Source organism: Sorangium sp. So ce1504 (assembly GCF_051521635.1).
GTDB lineage: Bacteria > Myxococcota_A > Polyangia > Polyangiales > Polyangiaceae > Sorangium > Sorangium cellulosum_B.
Window position 1 is genome coordinate 8742875 of record NZ_CP150365.1, and the last position, 20577, is coordinate 8763451.

23 protein-coding genes are annotated in these 20577 nt (G+C 70.5%); 15 read left to right on the forward strand and 8 right to left on the reverse strand.

Annotated elements, in window-relative coordinates:
- The first annotated feature begins 24 nt into the window (after positions 1 to 24).
- A complete protein-coding gene (locus WMF39_RS32820; protein ID WP_437740417.1) occupies positions 25 to 282 on the forward strand; it encodes a hypothetical protein in 258 nt (85 codons plus the stop codon).
- 122 nt (positions 283 to 404) lie between these two features.
- Here the strand turns inward: WMF39_RS32820 and WMF39_RS32825 are convergent, their stop codons facing one another.
- Positions 405 to 773, reverse strand: coding sequence for a hypothetical protein (locus tag WMF39_RS32825; protein ID WP_437740418.1), 369 nt, complete (start codon positions 771 to 773; stop codon positions 405 to 407).
- Between the two features lie 164 nt (positions 774 to 937).
- A complete protein-coding gene (locus WMF39_RS32830; protein ID WP_437740419.1) occupies positions 938 to 1573 on the reverse strand; it encodes a hypothetical protein in 636 nt (211 codons plus the stop codon).
- Between the two features lie 329 nt (positions 1574 to 1902).
- On the opposite strand from WMF39_RS32830, the gene WMF39_RS32835 reads away from it, so the two are divergent.
- From WMF39_RS32835 to WMF39_RS32870, 8 genes are all read left to right on the forward strand, one after another.
- Positions 1903 to 2742: a hypothetical protein gene (locus WMF39_RS32835; protein WP_437740420.1), complete on the forward strand. Its 840-nt coding sequence runs from the start codon at positions 1903 to 1905 to the stop codon at positions 2740 to 2742.
- Positions 2743 to 2928: 186 nt separating this feature from the next.
- Positions 2929 to 3360: a hypothetical protein gene (locus WMF39_RS32840; protein ID WP_437740421.1), complete on the forward strand. Its 432-nt coding sequence runs from the start codon at positions 2929 to 2931 to the stop codon at positions 3358 to 3360.
- A gap of 31 nt (positions 3361 to 3391) precedes the next feature.
- Positions 3392 to 4273, forward strand: coding sequence for a DUF692 domain-containing protein (locus WMF39_RS32845; RefSeq protein ID WP_437740422.1), 882 nt, complete (start codon positions 3392 to 3394; stop codon positions 4271 to 4273).
- On the forward strand, positions 4270 to 5235 hold the full coding sequence (locus WMF39_RS32850; RefSeq protein ID WP_437740423.1) for an HvfC/BufC N-terminal domain-containing protein: 966 nt from the start codon (positions 4270 to 4272) through the stop codon (positions 5233 to 5235). Before WMF39_RS32845 ends, WMF39_RS32850 begins: the two co-directional genes overlap by 4 nt.
- Before the next feature lie 38 nt (positions 5236 to 5273).
- Positions 5274 to 5915, forward strand: a complete 642-nt coding sequence (locus tag WMF39_RS32855) for an RNA polymerase sigma factor (protein WP_437740424.1) — start codon at positions 5274 to 5276, stop codon at positions 5913 to 5915.
- Positions 5905 to 6585, forward strand: coding sequence for an NrsF family protein (locus WMF39_RS32860; protein ID WP_437740425.1), 681 nt, complete (start codon positions 5905 to 5907; stop codon positions 6583 to 6585). Before WMF39_RS32855 ends, WMF39_RS32860 begins: the two co-directional genes overlap by 11 nt.
- A 155-nt stretch (positions 6586 to 6740) precedes the next feature.
- Entirely contained in the window at positions 6741 to 8027 is a 1287-nt protein-coding gene (locus tag WMF39_RS32865; RefSeq protein WP_437740426.1) for a lactonase family protein, read from the forward strand.
- Between the two features lie 176 nt (positions 8028 to 8203).
- The gene (locus WMF39_RS32870; RefSeq protein WP_437740427.1) at positions 8204 to 8554 is read left to right on the forward strand and encodes a hypothetical protein; all 351 of its coding nucleotides are present in this window, start codon (positions 8204 to 8206) and stop codon (positions 8552 to 8554) included.
- A gap of 70 nt (positions 8555 to 8624) precedes the next feature.
- Here WMF39_RS32870 and rsmG read toward each other — a convergent pair whose 3' ends face one another.
- Together rsmG and WMF39_RS32880 are read right to left on the reverse strand one after the other, a co-directional pair.
- Positions 8625 to 9344: a 16S rRNA (guanine(527)-N(7))-methyltransferase RsmG gene (gene rsmG / locus WMF39_RS32875; RefSeq protein WP_437740428.1), complete on the reverse strand. Its 720-nt coding sequence runs from the start codon at positions 9342 to 9344 to the stop codon at positions 8625 to 8627.
- Between the two features lie 98 nt (positions 9345 to 9442).
- Positions 9443 to 9901 carry a VOC family protein gene (locus WMF39_RS32880; RefSeq protein WP_437740429.1) on the reverse strand — a complete coding sequence of 153 codons (459 nt, stop codon included), beginning with the start codon at positions 9899 to 9901 and terminating at the stop codon, positions 9443 to 9445.
- Between the two features lie 259 nt (positions 9902 to 10160).
- Between WMF39_RS32880 and WMF39_RS32885 the strand changes: the two genes are divergently transcribed.
- From WMF39_RS32885 to WMF39_RS32905, 5 genes are all read left to right on the forward strand, one after another.
- A complete protein-coding gene (locus WMF39_RS32885) occupies positions 10161 to 10538 on the forward strand; it encodes an ArsR/SmtB family transcription factor (protein WP_437740430.1) in 378 nt (125 codons plus the stop codon).
- Positions 10535 to 11038, forward strand: a complete 504-nt coding sequence (locus WMF39_RS32890) for an SRPBCC family protein (protein WP_437740431.1) — start codon at positions 10535 to 10537, stop codon at positions 11036 to 11038. The genes WMF39_RS32885 and WMF39_RS32890 overlap by 4 nt, the downstream gene beginning before the upstream one ends.
- Before the next feature lie 12 nt (positions 11039 to 11050).
- Positions 11051 to 11527, forward strand: coding sequence for an AAA family ATPase (locus WMF39_RS32895; protein ID WP_437740432.1), 477 nt, complete (start codon positions 11051 to 11053; stop codon positions 11525 to 11527).
- Positions 11517 to 12278: a tRNA(His) guanylyltransferase Thg1 family protein gene (locus WMF39_RS32900; RefSeq protein WP_437740433.1), complete on the forward strand. Its 762-nt coding sequence runs from the start codon at positions 11517 to 11519 to the stop codon at positions 12276 to 12278. The genes WMF39_RS32895 and WMF39_RS32900 overlap by 11 nt, the downstream gene beginning before the upstream one ends.
- Positions 12279 to 12459: 181 nt before the next feature.
- A complete protein-coding gene (locus WMF39_RS32905) occupies positions 12460 to 13410 on the forward strand; it encodes a DUF1731 domain-containing protein (RefSeq protein ID WP_437740434.1) in 951 nt (316 codons plus the stop codon).
- 93 nt (positions 13411 to 13503) lie between these two features.
- Here the strand turns inward: WMF39_RS32905 and WMF39_RS32910 are convergent, their stop codons facing one another.
- The 3 genes from WMF39_RS32910 to WMF39_RS32920 all read right to left on the reverse strand — a co-directional run bounded on the left by WMF39_RS32910 (position 13504) and on the right by WMF39_RS32920 (position 16242).
- Positions 13504 to 14277: an SMP-30/gluconolactonase/LRE family protein gene (locus WMF39_RS32910; protein WP_437740435.1), complete on the reverse strand. Its 774-nt coding sequence runs from the start codon at positions 14275 to 14277 to the stop codon at positions 13504 to 13506.
- A gap of 70 nt (positions 14278 to 14347) precedes the next feature.
- Positions 14348 to 15346 (reverse strand): HupE/UreJ family protein, encoded by a 999-nt coding sequence (locus tag WMF39_RS32915; protein WP_437740436.1) that lies wholly within the window; start codon positions 15344 to 15346, stop codon positions 14348 to 14350.
- Positions 15343 to 16242: a peptidyl-prolyl cis-trans isomerase gene (locus WMF39_RS32920; protein WP_437740437.1), complete on the reverse strand. Its 900-nt coding sequence runs from the start codon at positions 16240 to 16242 to the stop codon at positions 15343 to 15345. Before WMF39_RS32920 ends, WMF39_RS32915 begins: the two co-directional genes overlap by 4 nt.
- Positions 16243 to 16498: 256 nt before the next feature.
- On the opposite strand from WMF39_RS32920, the gene WMF39_RS32925 reads away from it, so the two are divergent.
- Complete coding sequence (locus tag WMF39_RS32925) at positions 16499 to 18706, forward strand: metallophosphoesterase (protein ID WP_437740438.1); 2208 nt, start codon at positions 16499 to 16501, stop codon at positions 18704 to 18706.
- Between the two features lie 190 nt (positions 18707 to 18896).
- Here the strand turns inward: WMF39_RS32925 and WMF39_RS32930 are convergent, their stop codons facing one another.
- The gene (locus WMF39_RS32930; protein WP_437740439.1) at positions 18897 to 20303 is read right to left on the reverse strand and encodes a porin; all 1407 of its coding nucleotides are present in this window, start codon (positions 20301 to 20303) and stop codon (positions 18897 to 18899) included.
- Positions 20304 to 20577 lie beyond the last annotated feature (274 nt).

Genomic DNA, 20577 nt, shown 5'->3' on the forward strand with positions numbered 1-20577 from the left:
AGGAGCCCTCGGGAAGGAGGAGACATGGGAGTCGATACAACGCACGATCCGCCCGGCGACCCGCGCCTCGCGCACGAGGTCAGCGAGGAGAAGCGGCCTCTCCCGCAGGCGGATGTCCCGGGCGTCCGCGGGCCGATCACGCCGTCTGGCGAGCTCGAGGACACTCCGCCCGACGAGGTCGATAGCTGGGGCAGCGAAGGCGGCGCCGGCTCGTACGCGGGGGGGCCGATCATCTCGAATACGAAGATCTCCGCGCCGAGGTCGCCCCGCGCGTCGGGGTAGCGGGGAAGTAGGGTTGATCCGCCCGGCCAGCGGGCGCGACACAAGGGCGACCGGTGAGCGCTGCAGACAGCGAGAAGAAATCAAGTCGACCCCTGAACTTTTCAGACGACAACCGCGCCACCTCACGGCAGCTGCGCGGACCTGGGCGCGCACCGCTGCATGTAGGCCGGCTCGGGGCAGCCGTCGTGCGTCAGGATCTCGCCGTCCAGGCACTTCACGAGCGCCGCCCGGATGTCGAGGCACCTCCCCCGCCCCGCGTCCACACATCGATGCTCCGTGGTGGTCCCGTTGGCGCAGCCGTCGAGCTGGCCCTCGGGGCACTCGAGGAGCGGCCCAGTCGAACAGCCGTTCTCCCGCTGCTCGCCCGCCGCAACCGTCGACGTCCCCTGGGTCGCCGGCTGCTTGCTGGAGCAAGCCGCGCTCGAGACGAGCGCGAGCCCCGTGAAGAAGAGGCTCAGGCCCCGACGGGGCGAGTCGCTGCGCGTGTTCATACCGTCGTTCTCCGTGGATCAAGCCCGGCCAAGGGACCCCGAAGGCAGGTCGCCGCCCGAGCGGGCGGCAGCGTACTCCACTCCACGTCCACGGGACGACAGGGTCCCGGCCCACGCTCGCCTCGCCCCGCAGGCGCGGCCCAGGTCAAGACCCGATGGCCAGGTCAAAACGCGCCGCCGCCGTGCGCGAGCAGCGCCCACGTGTCGCCGCCCGTCTGGGTCGTCGCGCCGCCGAGGCTCAGGTCGTCGAAGAACGCAGGACGGAAGTTGAACCGAGCGCCCAGCTTGACGTTGCGCGTGACGAGCCGCTCCACGCCCGCGGTGAGCGGCACCGACAGCGCGAACGCGTCGCCGCCGCGGCCCGCCCAGCCCACGTAGCCCACGCCCGCGACAACGAACGGCTGCACGATCGCCTCGTCAGCGCGCAGGATGTTGTAGCGCAGACCCGCGTCGAGCGAGGTCATCACCAGCGATTTCCCCACGATCGCGCGCTCGTTCACCGAGCCGGTGTAGTTGGCCTCGACGGCCACGCGCGGCGACATGCTCCCGGTCACCCGAACGTTCCAGCTCGGCCCGACGCCCGCGGCGCCGCCCAGGAAGCCCAGCACGCCGAGGCCGCCCTCCACCGCGACAGTGGGCTCCGGGATGCGCCGGATGAGCGGTTGATCCGCCGGAGGGAGGTTGCCTGTCGGCCGGACCTGCTGATCCCGGCCCGCCGCGCCCTGCGCCTCCGCCGCGCCGGCGAGCGCCATCATTCCGGCGGCGGTCATGGCGGCCGCCGCGAGTCGTCGCGTGCTCATTGCAGTTGTCTCCGGTTGGCTCGTTCCGTCTTCGACGACCGCCTCGTGCACACCGCAGGCCACACGCGGCTGTGCAGCCCAGGCCCGGCGGGCTCCGCCTTGCGCCGCGCAGCCGGGCGCCGCCGAAACCGCGGCGCCACCGAAACCGCGGCGCCGCTCGCACGTATCTCGGACATGGAACTCATGGAACCGAGGCGCAGAGCGGGCGGGCGAGCGATGGCGATGACCCCGATCTCCCTTTCCGGGCGCCGGCCTTCCTGTTCAAGTGGAGACCGCCGCGCGCCCTCGTGCGCGGGCGCGCAACAACCCGAGAGATGCAGGAGGCGAGCGTGAAGACGATCCGGACAAGGGCCTTGCTCCTCCTCGCGCTCGCGGCCGCCGGCCTTGGCGCGGCCGCGTGCCAGGGGGAGCAGCCGAGCCTCGCGCCCGCCGCGACCGAGCTCAAGGCGCCGGAGCCGAAGGCGCCCGCCGCGGCGACCTTCGCGATCGACCGCGCGGGCAGCAAGGTCGAGCTCGTGATGGATGCGCCGCAGGAGAAGATCCGCGGGCGGATCGCGGGCGCCGCCGCGGGGACGCTCCAGGTCGACCCCGCCGACGTCACGAGGACGACGGGCCTCATCACGGTCGACCTCTCCACGATCGAGCTCTTCCAGACCGCCGTGGGCGACGACGGCAAGCCCGGCGAGGAGAAGAAGAGCGACCTGCAGAACCAGCACGCGCGCACCTGGCTCGAGATCTCGAAGGACACGCCCGACGACGTCCGCGCGAAGAACGAGAAGGCCCAGTTCGCGATCCGGTCGATCTCGACCTCCGGCGAGAAGGACCTCTCGAAGCTGTCCGGCGCGGAGCGGACGGTGACCGTCACGGCGTCGGGCGACCTGCTGCTGCACCAGCGGCAGTCCCCGAGGACCGTGGAGCTCATCGCCACGTTCAGGTACGAGGGCGAAAGGCCCGCGAGCGTCACCGTGAAGACGGCGAAGCCGTTCCCGGTGGGGCTCGCCGAACACGACGTCCGCCCGCGGGAGGCGTTCGGCAAGCTCGCCCAGAAGACGCTCGAGGTGCTCTCGCCCAAGGTCGCCAAGGAGGCGATGGTGACGCTCGAGCTGACCGCGACCGCCGGCGCGGCCCCCATGGCGCCGGCGGCGGCAGCGGACGGCGGCGCGCGGTGAGCGCGGCGCGCCGCCCGAAAGTGGGCCGTTGCGGCGACGCAGCGGCTCTGAGATGACACGGCGGTCCGGAAGCCGCCGGAAGCCGCCGGAAGCCGGATCACGCCTCGCCCGCCGGAGGGCGCAGGCCCGTCGAGACGACAACGGTGGGCGCAGGCCCGTCGAGACGAGAACCAGAGGAGCCACACGATGCTGTCGAAGAAGAGCATTTACGAGACCCTCGCCGCGCTGAGCGCCGGCGCCATGGTGATGAGCGGCTGCGCCGGCGCGCAGGCGCCGGTCAACGCGAGCGAGGTCCCCGCAGAGCAGGCCGCCCCCGCCGCCCCGGCCGAGCCCGCGCCGGCGCCCGCGCCGGCGCCCGCGCCCGCGCCGGCCGAGACCGCCACCGGCGACGCCGCCGCGGGCGCGAACGTCCCCGCCGCCCCGGCCGAGCCCGCGCCGCCGAGCGACGCGCAGTCCGCCGCGACCTCGCCGAAGGTCGCCCCCACGGCCACCCCGGCGGCCACGGCCGCGCCGCCCACGCCGCCCACCGGCGCCCCGGCGAAGCCCGCCGCCAAGAAGACGGGCGCCGCCGCGAAGAAGCCCGGCCACGCGGGCTGCGGCCAGGGCACCTGCGGCTGATCGCGGCCTCCCGCGCCCTCCCCGTACCCCCATGACCGGCAGCGCGCTCACCGGCGTCGGCCTCGGGCTCCGATGGGAGTTCCTCGACGAGGTGCTCGCGGCGCTCGACGCGCCCGATCACGTCGCGCGCGACGCGGCGCTGCCCGTCCCCTTCTTCGAGCTCTCCCCCGAGAACTACATGCGGCGCGGCGGCTACTTCCCCGCCGCGATCGAGCGCGTCCGGGAGCACCGCCCGATCCTGACGCACGGGCTCACCCTGTCCGTCGGCGGGCTCGATCCGCTCGACGCCGGCTACCTGCGCGCGCTCGGGGGGTTCCTGGAGCGGCTCGATCCCCCCTTCCACAGCGACCACCTCTGCTTCTCCGGGGTCGACGGCGCGTTCCTCCACGACCTCCTGCCGCTCCCGCACACGTCCGCGGCCGCCGCCCACGCCGCGGCCCGCATCCGCGAGGCGGAGGAGCGGCTCGAGCGCCCGATGGCGATCGAGAACATCACCTACTACCTGGTCCCGGGCCGCGCCTCGCTCGACGAGGCCGACTTCCTCGTCGAGGTGCTCGAGCGCGCCGGCTGCCGGCTCCTGCTCGACGTGAACAACGTCTACGTCAACGCCCGGAACCACGGCTTCGACCCGGTCGCGTTCCTGGAGAAGATCCCTCCCGAGCGCGTGGCCGCGATGCACGTCGCGGGGCACGCGTGGCGCGACGACGCGGAGGTCCTCGTCGACACGCACGGCGCGCCGGCGATCGCCCCGGTGCTCGACCTGCTCGCCCGCGCGGTCGCGCGGACCGGGCCGGTGCCGGTCGTGCTCGAGCGGGACAACGACGTGCCGCCGCTCGGCGCGTTGCTCGCCGAGCTCGCCGAGGTCGACGCGGCGTACCGGCGCGGGCTCGCCGCGCGGGAGGCGCAAGCGTGAGCGGGGCGCGCGGGGTGGGCGAGATGTGCGAGACGTGCGAGACACGCGAGACGTCGAACACGCCGCCGCCGGAGCTCGCGGCGCTGGAGCGGGCGCTCCAGCGGAGCGTGACCGCGCCGGACGGCGAGGCGATCGCGGCCGATCCGCGCGCGTGGCTCGCCCGCGCCGGGCTCGAGGGGCCGGACCTCGAGGCGATGGCGGCGCTCCCGCCGAAGCGGCTGCTGCTCTACCGGAGCCTCATCCGCCGCGGGCTGACGGGCGCGATCCGCGCCGGGATCCCGCGGACCGCGGCGCGGCTCGGCGCGCGGTTCGAGGCGGACGTGGCGCGCTTCATCGAAGCGGAGCCGCCCCGGTCGCGCTACCTCCGCGACATCGCGTTCGAGTTCGTGGGGTTCGCCGCGCCGCGCTGGGCCGGGGATCCGGAGGTCCCCGCGTACCTCGCGGATCTCGCGCGCCACGAGCTGGTCGCGTTCGCGGCGGCGTGCGCCGAGCAGGACGAGGAGGCCGGCGCGGGCGGGGCGTCAGGGCCGCTCGGCGACGAGGCACCAGCGACACCGGGCAACGAGGCGCCGGGGACGCCGGGCGACGAGGCGCCGGGGCCCCTGGGCGAAGCGCTGTCGCTCGACCGGGGGGCGCGCTTCCAGCGGGCCGCGGCGCTCGTGCGCTACGAGCACGCGGTCCACAGGCTGCAGGGCGACGCGTCGGCGCGCGACGTGCCGGCCCGCGAGCCCACCCGCCTGCTCGTGTACCGCGACGCCGCGCACGACGTGCGCTTCCTCGAGCTCACGCCGCTCGCGGCCGAGATCCTTGGCCGCCTCCTCGCGGGCGCCGCGCTCGGGGAGGCCGTGGTCGCGGGCTGCGCCGCGCTGGGACACCCGGTCGACGGGCCGGTGCTGGAGAGCACCGCGGCCCTGCTGAGCGACCTCGCCGAGCGCGGGGCGCTCCTCGGGCCGTCGCGATGATCGCCGGGGCGCAGACGGTGTATGCCGTCAGGACCGCCATGGATGAGCTCGCCCTGAACGAAGCGATGGACCGGTACGCGTGCGGCGACGCGCGCGCGTTTCCGGAGCTGCACCGCGCGCTCGCGGCGCGCCTCCTCGCGTACCTCACCCGCATGAGCGGCTCGGAGACGCTCGCGGGCGACCTGACGCAGGAGACGTTCCTGCGGATGCACCGCGCCCGATCGAGCTTCGCCCGCGGCGGCGCCGTCGCGCCGTGGGCCTACGCCATCGCGCGCAACGTCTACCTGGATCACGCGCGCGCCCAGAAGCACCGCGGCACCGAGCGCCTCCCGAGCGATCCGGGCGCGGAGCCGCCGGACGCGCGCGGCGCGGACGCCGAGGCGGTCGCGATCGCCTCCGAGACGGCGCGGGCGGTGGAGCGGACGCTGGCGGGCCTGCCGGCCTCGCAGCGCGAGGCGTTCATCCTGATCCGGTACGAGGGGCTCAGCGTGCAGGACGCCGCGGCCGTCCTGGGGACGACCGCGAGCGCGGTGAAGCTCCGCGCGTTCCGCGCCTACGAGGCGCTGCGGGCGGCGCTCGATGATCTCAAGCGGCGGCCCGAGGCGGAACCAGGAGGCGCGGAAGAGCGCCGCCGGGGCAAGAGCCAGGGGCGCGTCCGGGGAGGTGCCAATGTCGACTGATCGCGACTTGCTGAGCGAGCTGAAGGACATCCCCGATCCCGCGGCCCACCTCGCCGTTGGCCCGCCGCCGGCCCAGGTCGAGGCGCCGGCCGAGCCGTCGCCGACACGCCCGGCGCGCGAGCGCCGCGTCGTGGGCGCGATCCTTGCGGGGCTCGCGTGGATCCTGCTCCTGACGTGGTGGGAGGGCTTCCGCGACGACCTCGGGTCGCCCCGGGTCGCCCTCCCGCTCGTCCTCTTGGCGGCGCTCTCCGGCCTCGGCCTGCTGCTCGCGCTCTTGCCGCGCGCCCGGGGCCTGCCGGCCGGCGTGCGGGCGCTCCAGGTGCTCGTCGCCGCGGTGGCGGTCGGGTTCCTGGCCGCGGCGGTCGTCACGTCGCGTGTGGACGACGTGCTGGCGCCCCTGATCGTGCACCTCGAGTGCAGCGCGGTCGCGCTCAGCATGGCGCTCGTGCCGTTCGCGCTGGCGGCGCTCGTGCTGCGCCGCTCGTTCCTCTCGGCCCCTGCGTGGCGGGGCGCCGCGATCGGGGCCCTGTGCGGGCTCGGGGCGGCGCTCGGCATCCACGCGCACTGCTCGCTCGACGAGGTCGTCCACGTCGCCTTCGCCCACGGCGTGCCCATCGCGGCCGGCGCGCTCCTCGGCGCCGCCGCCGGGGCGCTGCGCGGGCGAGCGTGAGGCGCCGCACGGCCTCGCGCGTCCTCCCGGCCATCGCTGCGAGGCGGCGCGACCGCCGCGGATCTGCCGCAGCGCGCCGCGAAGAGGATCGCGCCGTGGCGCTTGCGCCGCGGCGCTGCCCAGGTCTAACGCAGGAGGCAGGAGAAACCGGGTCGATGCAGCGCGCGCTCCTCTTTCTGGCGGCAGGACTGTGGCTCGGATGCAGCAGCTCCGGCGCCGGAGCGCCGAACGACGGCGCCACGACGGGCGTGACCGCCGGCGGCGGTGAGGGCGCGAGCCAGGGCGACGCCGCGAGCGTCGGCAGCACGAGCGCCAGCAGCATGAGCGGCGGCGGCGCGGGCGGCAACGGCGCGGGCGGCGGCGGCGGCGCGGGCGGCGGCGGCTCGCCGGCCGAACGCGCGTTCGTGGTCTATGTCGGTGGTCACGAGGGGCTCTTCGTCTTCCGCCTGGACGGCGCCGACGGCGCGCTCTCGGCCGTGCAGGGCCCGCTCGACGCCGAGATGAACCCGACCTTCCTCGCCGTCGACCCCGCGCGCCAGCGCCTCTTCGCGGCGAACGAGCTGAACGAGGTGGACGGGGAGCTGTCGGGAGCGGTCAGCGCGTTCCGGATCGATCCTCAGGGCGGGACGCTCGAGCTCATCAACAGGGCTTCTTCGAAGGGCGCGGGCCCCGCCCACCTGTCCACGGATCGCTCCGGGCGCTTCGTCCTCGTCGCCAACTACGGCGGCGGGACGGCGGCGGTGCTCCCCGTGGGCCAGGACGGCGCGCTCGGCCAGGCGGCCTTCGACGTGTCCTTCGGTCGCCGGACGAGGCCGCACCACGCCATGACCGATCCGGCGAACCGGTTTGCGTTCGTCACCAACCTCGGGCTCGACGAGATAGCGCAGCTCACCTTCGACGCGGACACGGGCCAGATGGAGCCGAACGATCCGCCAGCCCTCTCGCTCCCCGCGGACACGACGCCTCGACACCTCGAGTTCCACCCGAACGGCCGGTTCGCTTATGTGATCAACGAGTCTGCCGGCTCGATCACCACCCTGAGCTACGATTCGTCGCGCGGCACGTTCACCTCCATGGCCACCGTCTCGACCTTGCCCGACGGCGTGAGCGCCGAGGGAAACTTCTGCGCCGAGGTCCAGGTCTCCCCGTCGGGCAAGTTCGTGTACGGGTCGAACCGCGGCCACGACAGCATCGCCATCTTCGCGGTCGATCCCGAGCGGGGCACGCTCACGCCCGCCGGCCATGCCTCGACGCAGGGCATGACGCCGCGCCATTTCCAGATCTCGCCGACAGGCAAGCTGATGCTCGTCGCGAACCAGGATTCGGGGAACATCGTCGCGTTTCGCGTGGACGAGGCGACGGGCGCCCTCGAGCCGACAGGCCGTGTCACCGAGGTCCCCGAGCCCACCTATGTCGGGATCGTGGCCTTGCCGGACCGCTGAGCGGGGCGCCCTCTCTCGGGCCCTGGCGCTGGGGGACGAGCGAGCGTCGGCCCGGCCCCTGCGACGACGTCGATCGCCGGATCGACGCCGCACAGATGCGCGTGGTGGATCCACCACACCCAGCACAGCATGCCGAACGGCAGATAGCCGAGTTTGCCCTGCTGAGCGATGGATCGATGGTGCGCGTGAGCCACGAGGGCGAGGTGCGCGCCACGGGGGGCCAAGGAGGATACCGTATCTGGCTCAGCGTCCGCTCCGGCGTATGCGCGCCCGAGGGCATCCTGAGCTATGGCGTGGACGACGCCTCCTCCGGCGAGCTGCTCACGTTCTACGGTCTGCAGCGATGGGTGCGGCTCCGGGAGGTGGAGGACGGCGTTCGCCAGGAGGTGGGCCTGAGCGCGTTCTTGAACGACGGCGACCCGTCGCTGTACCTGGGCCGCGCCGTTCGCCTCTGGGCGACCCTCTCCAGGGAGGGGAGCCGCGAGCCTCCGCTCGAAGGCGAGGCCCGCGCGATGGTCTCCGATTGAGCCCAGCAGGCGTGTGCTCGCGCCGCCCCGGCCAGTCACCCCGGGGGCTTGGAAGGAACACCGCCGGGGATCACCGCCCGAGATGGCGCTTCGGCTCCTCCCCCGACTTCCGCAGCATCACGATCTTCCCCGTCGGCGTCCCCACGGTCTTCACGAAGGCGGCCCGCTGTCGCCCGAGGACCCAGCTCGCCTCGGCGAGCTCCTCCTCGGCGCGCTGGCCCTTCACCAGCAGCACGAGCCCGTTGGGCCGCACGAAGGGCACGGTCAGGGGGATCAGCATGACCAGGCGCCCCACCGCGCGCGCCGTCACCGCGTCGAACGCGCCGCGGAGATCGCCCTTGCCGAGCTGCTCGGCGCGCTCGGCGCGCACCGACACGTTGGTGAGCCCGAGGCCCGCGGCCACCGCGACGAGGAACGAAGCCTTCTTCTGCGTCGCCTCCACCAGAGTCACCTTCAGATCGGGCCGAGCGATGGCGAGCGGAAGGCCGGGGAGGCCCCCGCCCGAGCCGATGTCGGCGAGGCGCGCCCCCGCGCTCAGCTCCTCCAGAAGCGGCACGAGCGTGAGCGAATCGAGGACGTGTTTCTCCCAGACCTCGACCGGATCCGTGATCGAGGTGAGGTTCATCAGCTCGTTCATCGCGAGCAGGCGCGCGAGGTAATCGCCGAGCTTGGCGATCACCCCGGCGTCGAGGGGGACACCGATCGCCGCGAGGCGCTCCGCGAAGCCCTCCGGAGGCGTGAGCGGAGCGGGAGCCGGCAGCGGGAGAGGAGCGCGTTCGTCAGGGAGCATGGACGTCCGCACACCCTAGCAAGCTCCCCCTCGTGAAGCGCCGCAATTCTCGCGCTCGCCCTCCCCGCCCGCTCCGGGGCCGCCCTTGTGACGGCTCGCTACATCGCCGAGAGGCGCCTCTGCAGCTCTTCGGGAGAGACGTCCTCGATCCGGCTCGCGAAGGACCAGCGATGGCCGAACGGATCGCGGAGCCAGGCCGTCCGGTCTCCGAACGGCTTGTCCTGCGGCGGGCGATCGATGGTCGCGCCTGCCGCCGCGGCCTGCGCGACGAGCGCGTCCACGTCCTCCACGTAGACGACGACGGCCGGGCTGCTGCCTCCCAGCGTCTCGGGGCTGATGGCGCCGAGCTCGGGATACTCGTCCGACAGGAAGAACCGGGCTCGGCCGATGGACAGCTCGGCGTGGCCGATCCGCCCGTCGGGCATCGGGATGCGCGAGTCCTCGCGCGCGCCGAACGCGCGCTTGTAGAACTCGATGGCTTCCGCGGCGCTCCGCGCGCTCAGGTAGGGGAAGCACGTCTGACCATCCGGGACGGGGTGGATCTTGCTCTTCGTCATCGTCGCGCTCCTTCGTGCTCGTAGTGGATCATGGCCTTTCCCGGGGGAACGGCGGGAGTTGCCTTGACGGTCGAGCGGCGCGCCTCGCGCGCCCGTGCGCCAGGAGGAAGGCGAGCCTCTCCTGGCGCCCGTCGCCTCGGCGATCCGGGTTGGCGCTCATCCTGGAGCATCGCGCCGACCGCGTATTGGAAGAAATTCACCTGCGCGCTCGGCCGTGCGGCTTGACGAACGCGTAACACATCCGTTACATATCATGCCGATGGACGCCGTTGCCCAGGCGCTGGCGGATCCGATCCGGCGGGAGATCCTGCGGATGCTGCGCGATCGCACCGCCACGGCGGGCGCCATCGCCGGCGCGTTTCCGGTCAGCCGCCCGGCGGTCAGCCGGCACCTGCGCGTGCTGCGCGAGGCGGGCCTGGTGCGCGACGTCCAGTGCGGTCGCGAGCGCGAGTACCGCCTCGAGCTCGGTGCGCTCGCCGAGCTCGAGGCGTTCCTGCGCGAGTTGCACGCGGCGAGCCCGTGGCACCGCCGGTTCGACGCCCTCGAGACCGAGGTGCACCGCGTCGGCCGGGAGCGGCGCATGGCGACCGCCCCCCCGTCCCGCAACGAAGCGAAACGAAGGAAGGAGACCGCATGAGCCCCCGACCCACAGGCCGCGTCCGGAGCACGGCGACAGGCGCCGATCTCATCATCACGCGCAGCTTTCGCGCCCCCATCGAGGATGTCTGGCAGAGCGTCACCGCCTCCGAGAGCACGGCGCGCTGGATCGGCCCGTGGGAGGGCGAAGCGGGGCCCGGCAAGACGGTGCGCCTTCAGATGGCGTTCGAGCAGGGGGCACCGTGGAGCGATATGTCGATCGATACATGCGAGCCGCCGCATCGCCTCGCGCTCTCGGCCAAGGACGATCACGGCGAGTGGCGGCTCGAGCTGTCGCTCGCGGCGAAGGGTGAGATCACCGAGCTCACCTTCATCCAGCGCCTCGCCGATCCAGCGCTCGCCGGCGATGTCGGGCCGGGCTGGGAGTATTACCTCGACATGCTCGTCGCCTCCAGGCTCGGCGAGCCGCTGCCCAGCTTCGCCGACTACTATCCGGCGCAGCGCGACTATTACCTCGGCGACGCGCGCACGCCCCGCTGAGGTCGCCAATCGATGGGCTCGCCGGCAGTGATCCTCTTCGTTGGCCTGCCGGCATCGGGCAAGACCACGTTCTTCCGGACCCACTTCTCCGGGACGCACGTGCATGTCAGCAAGGACAATTTTCCCAACGCGAAGAAGCGCGACGTGCGCCAGGCCCGCCTGGTGACCGAGGCCCTCTCGCGAGGGCTCTCTGTCGTCGTCGACAACACCAACCCTTCCCCGGCCGAACGGGCGCCCCTCATCACCATCGCCCGCGCCCATGGAGCGCGCGTCGTCGGGTATTATTTCTCGTCGCGCGTGGCAGACTCGATCGCCCGCAACGCGCTGCGCGAGGGGCGGGCGCGCGTCCCCGACGTGGGGGTGCTGGACGTGGCGAAGAGGCTTCGACGCCCGCATCCGAGCGAAGGCTTCGACGAGCTCTACTACGTGACGATGACGAACGATGGTTTCACGCAGGAGGTCTGGCAGGAGCAGTCGAATGAAGAGTGACGAGATGGATGCGAAGATGCGACTGGGCGAGTGCTTTCACGAGCTGCGCGCGCTGCGGGGCGCGTACATCGTCATTCGGGTGGACGGCCGATCGTTTTCGCGGCTGACGGAGCGCACCTGCGAGAAACCATTCGACACGGGGTTCCATCACAAGATGACGGACGCCGCGAAGGCCGTGCTCACCTCTCTCCACGGCTCTTACGCCCATACGCAAAGCGACGAGATCTCCATCCTGCTCCCCCACGAGACCAACGTCTTCGATCGCCAGGTAGAGAAGCTGGTCTCCATCGCCGCCAGCTCTGCCACCGCCAGCCTCTCGCTCTCGCTCAGCGCGCCGGTGGAGTTCGACGCGCGCCTGTGGCTCGGCGCCCGGCGCGGAGACGTGGTCGACTACTTTCGCTGGCGGCAGGCGGACGCGACGCGATCCGCTCTCAACAATTGGTGCTATTGGACCCTTCGAAAAGAGGGCAAGAGCGTCAAGGAAGCCACCCATGCGATGCTCGGCCTCTCCGTCGCTGGAAAGAACGAGCTGCTCTTCTCTCGTGGGATCAACTTCAACGACGTGCCCGCGTGGCAGCGCCGGGGGTCGGGCGTTTATTGGGAGACGATAGCCAAGGTAGGGAAGAACCCCAGGACCGGAGAGAGCGTCCCGGCCACCCGTCGCAGGCTTCGCGTCGACGACGATCTGCCCATGAAGGAGGCTTACGGGAAGTTCGTGCGTCAATTCCTCAAGGAGCAGGCCGAAGCATGACGAGCGCCCGCCCGCGCGCCGCCGCCTGAGGGGCTGGACGAACAGGCCACCATGCGCTCCCGGGCGCGGTCGCTCCGGCAGCGCGCCCGGGATTGGTGCGCCCTCGCCAGGCGCTGGCGCGGCGAGCTCTCGTGGTCGCGCCGGGCTGTGCATTCGCGGCAGCCCGAGGTAGGCTCGCGGCATGAAGATCATCCTTCCGGGCGGGAGCGGACAGGTAGGTCAGATCCTTGCGCGCGCCTTCGCGGCCGACGGACATGAGGTGATCGTCCTTTGCCGCAGCGCGAGCGTGCCCGCGGGGCGGGTCGTGCCGTGGGATGGACGCACGCTCGGCCCCTGGGCGAGCGAGCTCGACGGCGCCGACGTGGTGTTCAACCTCGCTGGCCGGAGCGTGAACTGCCGTTACACGGACGAGAACCTCCTCGCGATGAGGAGCTCTCGTGTGGACTCGACGCGCGCCGTCGGCGAGGCGCTCGCCGCCGCCGCGCGACCGCCGCGCGTATGGCTGCAGATGAGCACGGCCACGATCTACGCGCACCGCCACGACGCGCCCAACGACGAGGCGACCGGGCTCCTCGGCGGCGACGAGCCGGACGTCCCCTCGTATTGGCGCAACAGCGTCGAGATCGCCCGAGCGTGGGAGCAGGCGCTGGACGAGGCCAGGACGCCGCACACGCGCAAGATCGCGATCCGCGCTTCCATGGTGATGAGCCCTGATCGCGGCGGCATCTTCGACGTGCTGCTCGGGCTCACCCGGCGGGGCCTTGGCGGTCCGGCCGGCGGAGGGCAGCAGTTCGTGTCGTGGATCCACGAGCGCGACTTCGTGCGAGCGACGAGGTTCTTGATCGAGCGGGATGACGTCTCCGGGCCGGTCAACCTCGCCTCGCCGGGGCCGCTCCCCTACCGTGATTTCATGCGCGCCCTGCGCGAGGCCTGGGGTATCGGCTTCGGCTTGCCTGCGACGAAATGGATGCTGGAGGTCGGCGCGCTCGTGATGCGCACGGACACCGAGCTCGTGCTGAAGAGCCGGCGCGTCGTCCCCGGACGCCTGCGCGAGGCCGGGTTCACGTTCGCCTTCACCGAGTGGTCGGCGGCGGCGCGCGACCTCGTGGCGCGATGGCGCGCCGAGAGCTGAGGAGGTGAACAGCTCGACGCCCGTGGGGCGTCAGCATTCCATCGTCGCCTCGAGGAGGTCTTCCTCCACCGCGAAGGGTCTTTCGTCCGCAGACTACCTCAGCTCGTAGGCGTCGACCGTGTCCACCATCACATGGGGCACGAGGACGCGTCCACGCTTCGTGTCGTAACCGATGTCCGCGGGCGTCTTCTGCTCGGGAATCGCGACCTCGAAGGTTCCGCCGAGCTTCCCGCGAAGCACCGCCGACGCTTCGTGGCTGGTCACGAGGAGCGAGTCCCCGAGGGAGATCAGGCCGTCGAGGCGGCCGCCGGGCGCCGTGGTGGTCGCGTCCTGCTTGGCGCCCTCCTCGTCGAGGCGGAAGACCTCGGGAGCGCCGCTCGAGCAGACCACGAGCCCCTTGTCGGACCATGCGATGCCGTTCGGCATGCGCAGATCGGTGGTCTTCACCAGCGCCTTGGCCTTGCCCTTCTCGATGACGTACATGGCGTCGCTCGACGTGGCCTCGAGGTTGCCGGTCGCGCCGATCGTGAAGCCGGAGTCGGACACGTAGACCTTGCCGTCCGGAGCCGCCGCGACGTCGTTCAGCAACGTCGTACCGGGGATGGCGATCTCCCCCTTCGGCGCCCCGGTCTTGAGGTCGAACATCCGGACGGTCGTGAGGTCGGCGACGTAGAGCACGCCTTTCGCGATCGCCGATCCTGTCGGCGCGTCGAGCTTGACCTTGGCCTTGCCGCCCTCGATCCACTTCAGGTTCGTCACCTGACCGTCGGGTGAGAGGACAGAGATGAAGCCGTTGTTGTCCTTGTCGTCCGGATTGCCGTTGATGTTCGAGACGAGGTAGCGGTCGTTGTCCGCGTCGTACAGCACGCTCTCCGGCTTGGCGAAGCCGGTGTACCTGGCGACAGGGCTCGGCGCCGCGAGCCTGGCAGCTAGACGGTCAGACGTCGGGTACGAAAGCGGCGATCCGCTCAAAGAACCAGTACATCGCCAGCGTGCCCATCGCGTAGTAACCGGCGGTCGCGAGGCGGACGCCCGACGCGCGCCCGAGCCTACGCAACGCCCCGCGGAGCGCCAACAAGCCTGCGATGAACACCAGCTGCCCGATCTCCACGCCGACGTTGAAGCAGAGCAGCGCGATCGGGCGATCCGCGTTGGTGAGCTGCAGCTCAGCGAGCGCATTGGCGAAACCAAAGCCGTGCAAGAGGCCGAACGAGAACGCCACGAACCAGGGCCGCTTTCGCGTCAAGCTCGGCCGCTTCGTGCGTGCCTCGCCAGCTATCTCCACGGCGACGAATGCGATGCTGAGCGCGATGACGGCTTCGACGGGGGCGGCAGGCAGGCCGTGCAGCCCGAAGGTCGCCGCTCCCAGCGTCAAGCTATGCGCGACCGTGAACGCTGTGACGGTCTTGATCAGCACGCGCCACGAGTCCAGCAGCCAGAGCAGCCCTACCACGAACAGCAAGTGATCCAGGCCGAGCCAGATGTGCGTAATCCCGATCCAGATGAAATTGGACACCCCGCGCAACGCCCTGGTATCGAGCCTGGACTCTGACACTCGGACGTGCGGCTGCGCGGCAGTCAGGCTCAGTATCTGTTCACCGCCATCTACCCGCCGGATCTTGATCATGCCGGAGGTAGAGAGATCGCCCAAGCCGTCGAACCCGACGCGACCTGACAGCCCGCGCGCGCCGCAATCGAGGCGCGGCGCCTCGAACCGGCAGTGCCCAGGGAACACGGGCTTGAGCAAGTCGTACGCCGCGCTGACGTCCTGGATGCCCTGCGTGCGCTCCCAGCTGGCGATGAACTCGCCCGGGGAGCGCTCGTCGAGCGCCAGCACGCTCAGCGAGAGCGTGTGGGCGTGCGCGGCCCCTGCGCACAGGGAACACAGGGTGATCCACAGCACCGCCGCCGCACGCAGCCACTTCCCGCTCGTCATGGCCGCTCCGCGATCTGGACGCGCCACTGCGATGTGATGCGGCTGAGCTCCGCTTGAAACGCGCGTGCAGTCCGATCCTTGCGATAGTCCACGCTCACCTGCTCGCGGATGGTCTCGAACGAGGGCTCCGACGCCGCGGTGCGCTCAGCGACGCGCACGATGTGAACTCCGCGACTGGACCGCAGCTCTCGCCAACTGCCGCTCGGCAGAATCCAGAGCTCGTGTGCGAGCTCGGGGCCGTACAACGAGGCCAGCTGAGCTTCGGAGCGTTGCGAATAGTCGGTCGGAATGGGCAGCCCCGGCCCGTCGGCCGGCTCTTGTCGTTCCAGCAACGACAAGAGCCGCCGCGCGTCGCCGTCGGCGTCCGGCCCGCTGCGAATCAGGTACTCGCGATAGCTGATGGTCTCAGGGACGGCGTAGTCCGAGAGATGCGCCTCATGGTAGGTTTGTAGCTCGATGTCCGTGGGCGGCTTCTGGCTGAGCTCGGCTTGCAGCATGCCGCGCACGCGGGCGATGACCTGCGCACGCAGCATCGGGTCCGTGTGCACGAGGGACAGGCGCAGGCCCTCGCGAAACAGCGCTTCATCTTCGACGTGGCGTCGGATCAGCTGCTCGCGCTCCGTGTCGTTCGGGGCCCTGCCCTGGCGTTGCTCGAACAGCTTGACGAGCTCTCGCTGCTTGGACGCCGACACGTCGAGCGTGGGCACGTCGGACGCGCGGGTCACCTGGAGATGTCCGGCGAACACGAGCGCCCCGAGCAGCGTGAAGTGAACGAAGGGCTCGGAAGCGATGCGCCGCGACAAAGCGACGAGGGTCTTGGCATCTTTGGCCGTGCGGCCCGATGCCCGCTCGAACGCGGTCGGGTCGGCGGCTCTAGGGGCGGCGGTTCGAGTCATGGCTCTCGAGAGTGCAGCGTATCCGGCTCGCGGACTGGCGAGCCCGGCGGAGGCTACCCGTGCTCCGTGGCGTCTCTGTTTCACCAGCGCGACGGCGTCGCGACTTGACGGTGGACGACGAGACCTCGCCGCGCAGCGTATGCCGAGCGGCAACGAGAGGTAACTGGAGCCGCACGGAGTTGCAACCTGCACCGCATACAAGTGCGGCAGCGAACAGAGCCAGGCTCGTCCGTCTTGGCCAGGGGAGCACCCGTACATGACAAAAACCTATCGTTTGATGCTCACTGTAGCCGCCTTCGCGTTGTGGTGTGTAGCGACACGCTCCGCGAGCGCGCAAGCCGCCTTTTCGGTCGTGTTGATCCCCGACACCCAGAACTACAGCGAGTTCTCCTCGTACGAAGTCTACGAACACCAGATGCAGTGGCTCGTCGACAACCGCGCCGCGCGCAGCATCAAGTTCGCGGTGCACCTCGGCGACATCACCAACCACGACACCGCGATCGAGTACGACGTGGCGAGCGCCGCGCACACGCTGCTGGACAACGCCGGCGTGCCGTACAGCATGACGATCGGCAACCATGACATCTACCCGAGCAACCAAGCCTACAAGCGCGACTCGCTGTATGCGGATTACTTCGGTCGGCCGCGCTACGAGGGCGAGCCGTTCTACGGCGGTGCTTACGACGCATCGAACATCAACAACTACACGTACTTCGAGGCCGGCGGGCTCAAGTTCATGGTGGTGAGCCTCGAGTTCGCGCCGCGCAAGGACGTCGTGACGTGGGCGAATCAGGTCATCGCGAACCACCCGGACCGCCGCGTCATCGTGGCCACGCACTGCCACATGAACAACAACGCTGAGCACGCGAGCGGCTGCGCCGACAGCTACAACCTCGAGGGACGCGACGGCGTGGACCTCTGGGAAGAGCTGATCCAGCGCCACAGCAACGTGTTCATGTCCGTGAGCGGACACATCCAGGGGGTGTCGTATCGCCGCCGCACCGGCAACAACGGCAACATCGTGCACGAGATCCTGAACGACTTTCAGAGTGAGCCGGTCCTGGGCAACGGCCATGCGCTGGGCAACGGCTGGCTGCGCGTCCTCACGTTCGAGCCGGCGCAGAATCAGATCACGGTGGAGACGCTGAGCGTCGAGGACGGCAACTGCGCGATCTTCGCGAACTGCCAGGCGACGCTGTACCTGAACTACAACCAGGCGCAGAGCCCGACTGCGACCAAGCACAACCAACAGAACTACGCCATCAGCTACGACATGCAGGCTGCGTTGCCCGCGTACGCTTACACAGCCAACGATATCTTGTTCAAGGATCGCATGGCCAACGTGCAGCTGACGGGCAAGCACTTCGATCCCAAGATCGCGACGGCGCCGAACGGCAACTTCGTGGTGGTCTGGGAAGATGACCACGATGACAACGGCGTCGGTCAGATCTACGCGCGCGGCTTCGACCCGGACGGCAACGCGCGGTTCTCGCAGATCGCCGTGAACAGCGTGGATTCAGGCCAACAGAGGCACCCGAACGTCGCCATCGACGACTCGGGGAGATTCGTGGTGGTGTGGGAAGACGATCAGGACGGGAACGGCGCCTATCAGATCGTGGCGCGCGGCTTCAATGCCAATGGCAGTGAGCGCTTCCACGATCTTACGGTGAACACCGTGTCGGGCGGTCAGCAGTCGAGGCCCGCGGTGGCCTGCGACGGAAGCGGCAATTTCGTCGTCGCCTGGGAAGACGATCAGGACGGGAACGGGTACTATCAGATCTTGGCGCGCGGCTTCACTGCGGCCGGCGTTCAGCGCGTCGCGACCTTCACCGTCAACAGCGTCGCCGCGGGTGAGCAGTTCAATCCGGCCATCGCCATGGATGCGGATGGTGACTTCGTCGTCGCTTGGGAAGACGACCAGGACGACGACGCCAACTTCCAGATCTATCATCGAGGTTTCACCGCCACGGGCGGCAACCGCTTCGCTCAGAGAGCGGTCAATACGAACACGGCGGGGCAGCACACCATGCCGTCGATCGGCATGGCGAGCAACGGGAACTTCGTGGTGGCCTGGGAGGACGATCAGGACGACAACGGCTACTACCAGATCTATGCACGCGGGTTCACGATCACCGGCGCGGAGCGGTTCGGGGTGATGGCCGTGAACAGCGTGGCCGATGGTCAACAGCTTGCGCCTAGCGTGGGGATGCGCGGCGACGGTGCGTTTGCGGTGGCTTGGCAAGACGACCAGGACGACAACGGCGTGTATCAGATCCTGGGGCGCGACTTCACCGCCGGCGGCGCGCAGCATCGGGCGGATTTCACCATCAACAGCGACTCGAGCGGCCAGCAACGGTTGCCTGTAACTGCCATGGATGATCAGGGCCGCTTCGTGGTGGCTTGGGAGGACGACATGGACGGGAATGAGAAGGCGCTCATCCTCGTTCGCAATTTCAATTATTGAACTTTGACGCAGCGGCCTGGCAGTGCGAGGTCCCCGACGACTTCACCGCCGTGCAGCGCGCTTCGCCGGGCCGCGAACAGGCGCGCCGCTATCGCGCCGATCTCGATGCTTGCTCCCACCAGCTCGCAGAAAGCCCTAGCCTAGCCGCATCTATCTGGAGGGCGCGCTCCCCGAGCGCGGCCCTCCTCCTTCAGAACGACGCATCCAGCTGGAGCCGGCCGACGTGGCGCGCGTCCGAGCCTTCCTTGCCGAAGATGTAGAAATAATCGCCCTGGATCTTCAGCGCATATCCGTTCAGGTAAACATTGAGCCCGCCGCCGACCTGCTTGCCCTGCGCGTCGACGAGATCGACGAGCTTCGGATCGGTGCCGCGCTCCGCGAAGATCTGGTCCCAGCGCGCGGCGACCTCGACCCGGTCGGTCAGCAGGTAGCCCGCCTGGGCGAAGTAGCCGTAGCCCGACCGGGTCCACTCCCGCACGGCCGCGCCGTCGACCTCGCCCTCGAAGGAATCCCGCTTCGCGTGGCGCATGACGGCCTCGGCCGAGAGCGAGAAGCCGGCATATTTGAAGACGAGATCGGCCGCGCCGTGCAGGTAGTCGGCCGCCCCGAGCGTGAGCGTCGTGCCAAAGGTGCTGTTCTGGCGGTTGGTCTGGTGGTTGTAGCCGCCCGTGACGCCCACCGCGAGCCGGGGCTTCGCCTCGCGAGGGAGGTCGCCGTCCTGGTCGTCGTCGAACGCGCCGAACGGGCGGACGGCGAGCCGCGCCACCGCGAGCGGGCCGTGCTTCTGACCGCCGAAGCGATTGCGCCCCTCGCCTCCGCCGACGAAGAGGTTGTACGACAGCTTGCCTCCGAAGCCGAAGAGATCGGGCGACGAGAACATCAGGCCGACGTCGCGATCGAGGTTGAACTCGCGGACGGCGATCGGGCGATCGGTCTGCTGGAGGGAGACCTCGCGCAGGGTCCGCGCCCGGTCGAACGGGGTCAGGAACTGGCCGACACGCACGTTGAGATCGCGGATCCCGGTGTACTCGACGAAGGCGTCGAAGATGGGAGAAGGGCTGTCCTTCTCGAAGTCGTTGCCGCCGAAGGCGAGCTGCACGTTGTACTTGAGATCGGGCGAGAGGACATGGCCGCTCGTCGTGAGGCGCACCGTCTTCACGTTGATCTCGTTCGTGTCGTCCTCTCCCGTGTGCGTGATGGTCTCGCGGAGCTGCACGCGGGCCCGGATCGTGGACGAGAACTTGTCGTCCGCCGTCTTGACGGTGAAGCCCTTTCCAGGAGCCGCCGTCACCTTGACGCCGCTGCCCTTGTCCTTCGCCGCGCTCGCCCGCTCCTCGGCGGCCGCCTTGCGCTCGGCCTCGAGGCGCTCGATCAGCGCGCGCTGCTGCTGCTCGAGCTCCGCGACCCGGCGGCTCAGCGGCTCGACGCCGGCCGCCGCCCCGATCTCCTGCGGCGCCGGGGCCGGAAGCGGCGCCGGGGCCTGGGGCGGCGCCGCGGGCTGCTGAGCGGACGCCAGGGAGGGGAGCGCGGCGGCGACGAGCGAGAGCGCCGCTGCCGCGCGGACCGTGTGCGACTTCTTTCCGTTGATCGATTTCAAGCGCGTTGTTCCTCGGATCAAACCAGCTGCTGACGACGCACGGCGCACGGCGCACGGCGCACGACGCGCGGCGCGCACGGCCGGCACCAGCCGCCGGCGCGAACGCGCACCGCGCCCTCGCAGGCGGCGGACCATCGCTCCCCGACCTGCGCTCCGCGCGCCACGCACGACGCGCAGGCGAGAGGCCGCCGTCAGGAGCACCCGGCTGGGCAGCAGCGACGCCAGCAGGGAACCACCGAATGTGTCATCCAATATAACGGACGAAGATCTCTGT

Excerpts from the sequence above, each read along its gene's own strand:
- WMF39_RS32820 (WP_437740417.1), top strand. The coding sequence starts at position 25 with ATGGGAGTCGATACAACGCACGATCCGCCCGGCGACCCGCGCCTCGCG.
- WMF39_RS32825 (WP_437740418.1), bottom strand. The coding sequence starts at position 773 with ATGAACACGCGCAGCGACTCGCCCCGTCGGGGCCTGAGCCTCTTCTTC.
- WMF39_RS32830 (WP_437740419.1), bottom strand. The coding sequence starts at position 1,573 with ATGAGCACGCGACGACTCGCGGCGGCCGCCATGACCGCCGCCGGAATG.
- WMF39_RS32840 (WP_437740421.1), top strand. The coding sequence starts at position 2,929 with ATGCTGTCGAAGAAGAGCATTTACGAGACCCTCGCCGCGCTGAGCGCC.
- WMF39_RS32845 (WP_437740422.1), top strand. The coding sequence starts at position 3,392 with ATGACCGGCAGCGCGCTCACCGGCGTCGGCCTCGGGCTCCGATGGGAG.
- WMF39_RS32855 (WP_437740424.1), top strand. The coding sequence starts at position 5,274 with ATGGATGAGCTCGCCCTGAACGAAGCGATGGACCGGTACGCGTGCGGC.
- WMF39_RS32860 (WP_437740425.1), top strand. The coding sequence starts at position 5,905 with ATGTCGACTGATCGCGACTTGCTGAGCGAGCTGAAGGACATCCCCGAT.
- WMF39_RS32865 (WP_437740426.1), top strand. The coding sequence starts at position 6,741 with ATGCAGCGCGCGCTCCTCTTTCTGGCGGCAGGACTGTGGCTCGGATGC.
- WMF39_RS32870 (WP_437740427.1), top strand. The coding sequence starts at position 8,204 with ATGGTGCGCGTGAGCCACGAGGGCGAGGTGCGCGCCACGGGGGGCCAA.
- rsmG (WP_437740428.1), bottom strand. The coding sequence starts at position 9,344 with ATGCTCCCTGACGAACGCGCTCCTCTCCCGCTGCCGGCTCCCGCTCCG.
- WMF39_RS32880 (WP_437740429.1), bottom strand. The coding sequence starts at position 9,901 with ATGACGAAGAGCAAGATCCACCCCGTCCCGGATGGTCAGACGTGCTTC.
- WMF39_RS32885 (WP_437740430.1), top strand. The coding sequence starts at position 10,161 with ATGGACGCCGTTGCCCAGGCGCTGGCGGATCCGATCCGGCGGGAGATC.
- WMF39_RS32890 (WP_437740431.1), top strand. The coding sequence starts at position 10,535 with ATGAGCCCCCGACCCACAGGCCGCGTCCGGAGCACGGCGACAGGCGCC.
- WMF39_RS32895 (WP_437740432.1), top strand. The coding sequence starts at position 11,051 with ATGGGCTCGCCGGCAGTGATCCTCTTCGTTGGCCTGCCGGCATCGGGC.
- WMF39_RS32900 (WP_437740433.1), top strand. The coding sequence starts at position 11,517 with ATGAAGAGTGACGAGATGGATGCGAAGATGCGACTGGGCGAGTGCTTT.
- WMF39_RS32905 (WP_437740434.1), top strand. The coding sequence starts at position 12,460 with ATGAAGATCATCCTTCCGGGCGGGAGCGGACAGGTAGGTCAGATCCTT.
- WMF39_RS32915 (WP_437740436.1), bottom strand. The coding sequence starts at position 15,346 with ATGACGAGCGGGAAGTGGCTGCGTGCGGCGGCGGTGCTGTGGATCACC.
- WMF39_RS32920 (WP_437740437.1), bottom strand. The coding sequence starts at position 16,242 with ATGACTCGAACCGCCGCCCCTAGAGCCGCCGACCCGACCGCGTTCGAG.
- WMF39_RS32925 (WP_437740438.1), top strand. The coding sequence starts at position 16,499 with ATGACAAAAACCTATCGTTTGATGCTCACTGTAGCCGCCTTCGCGTTG.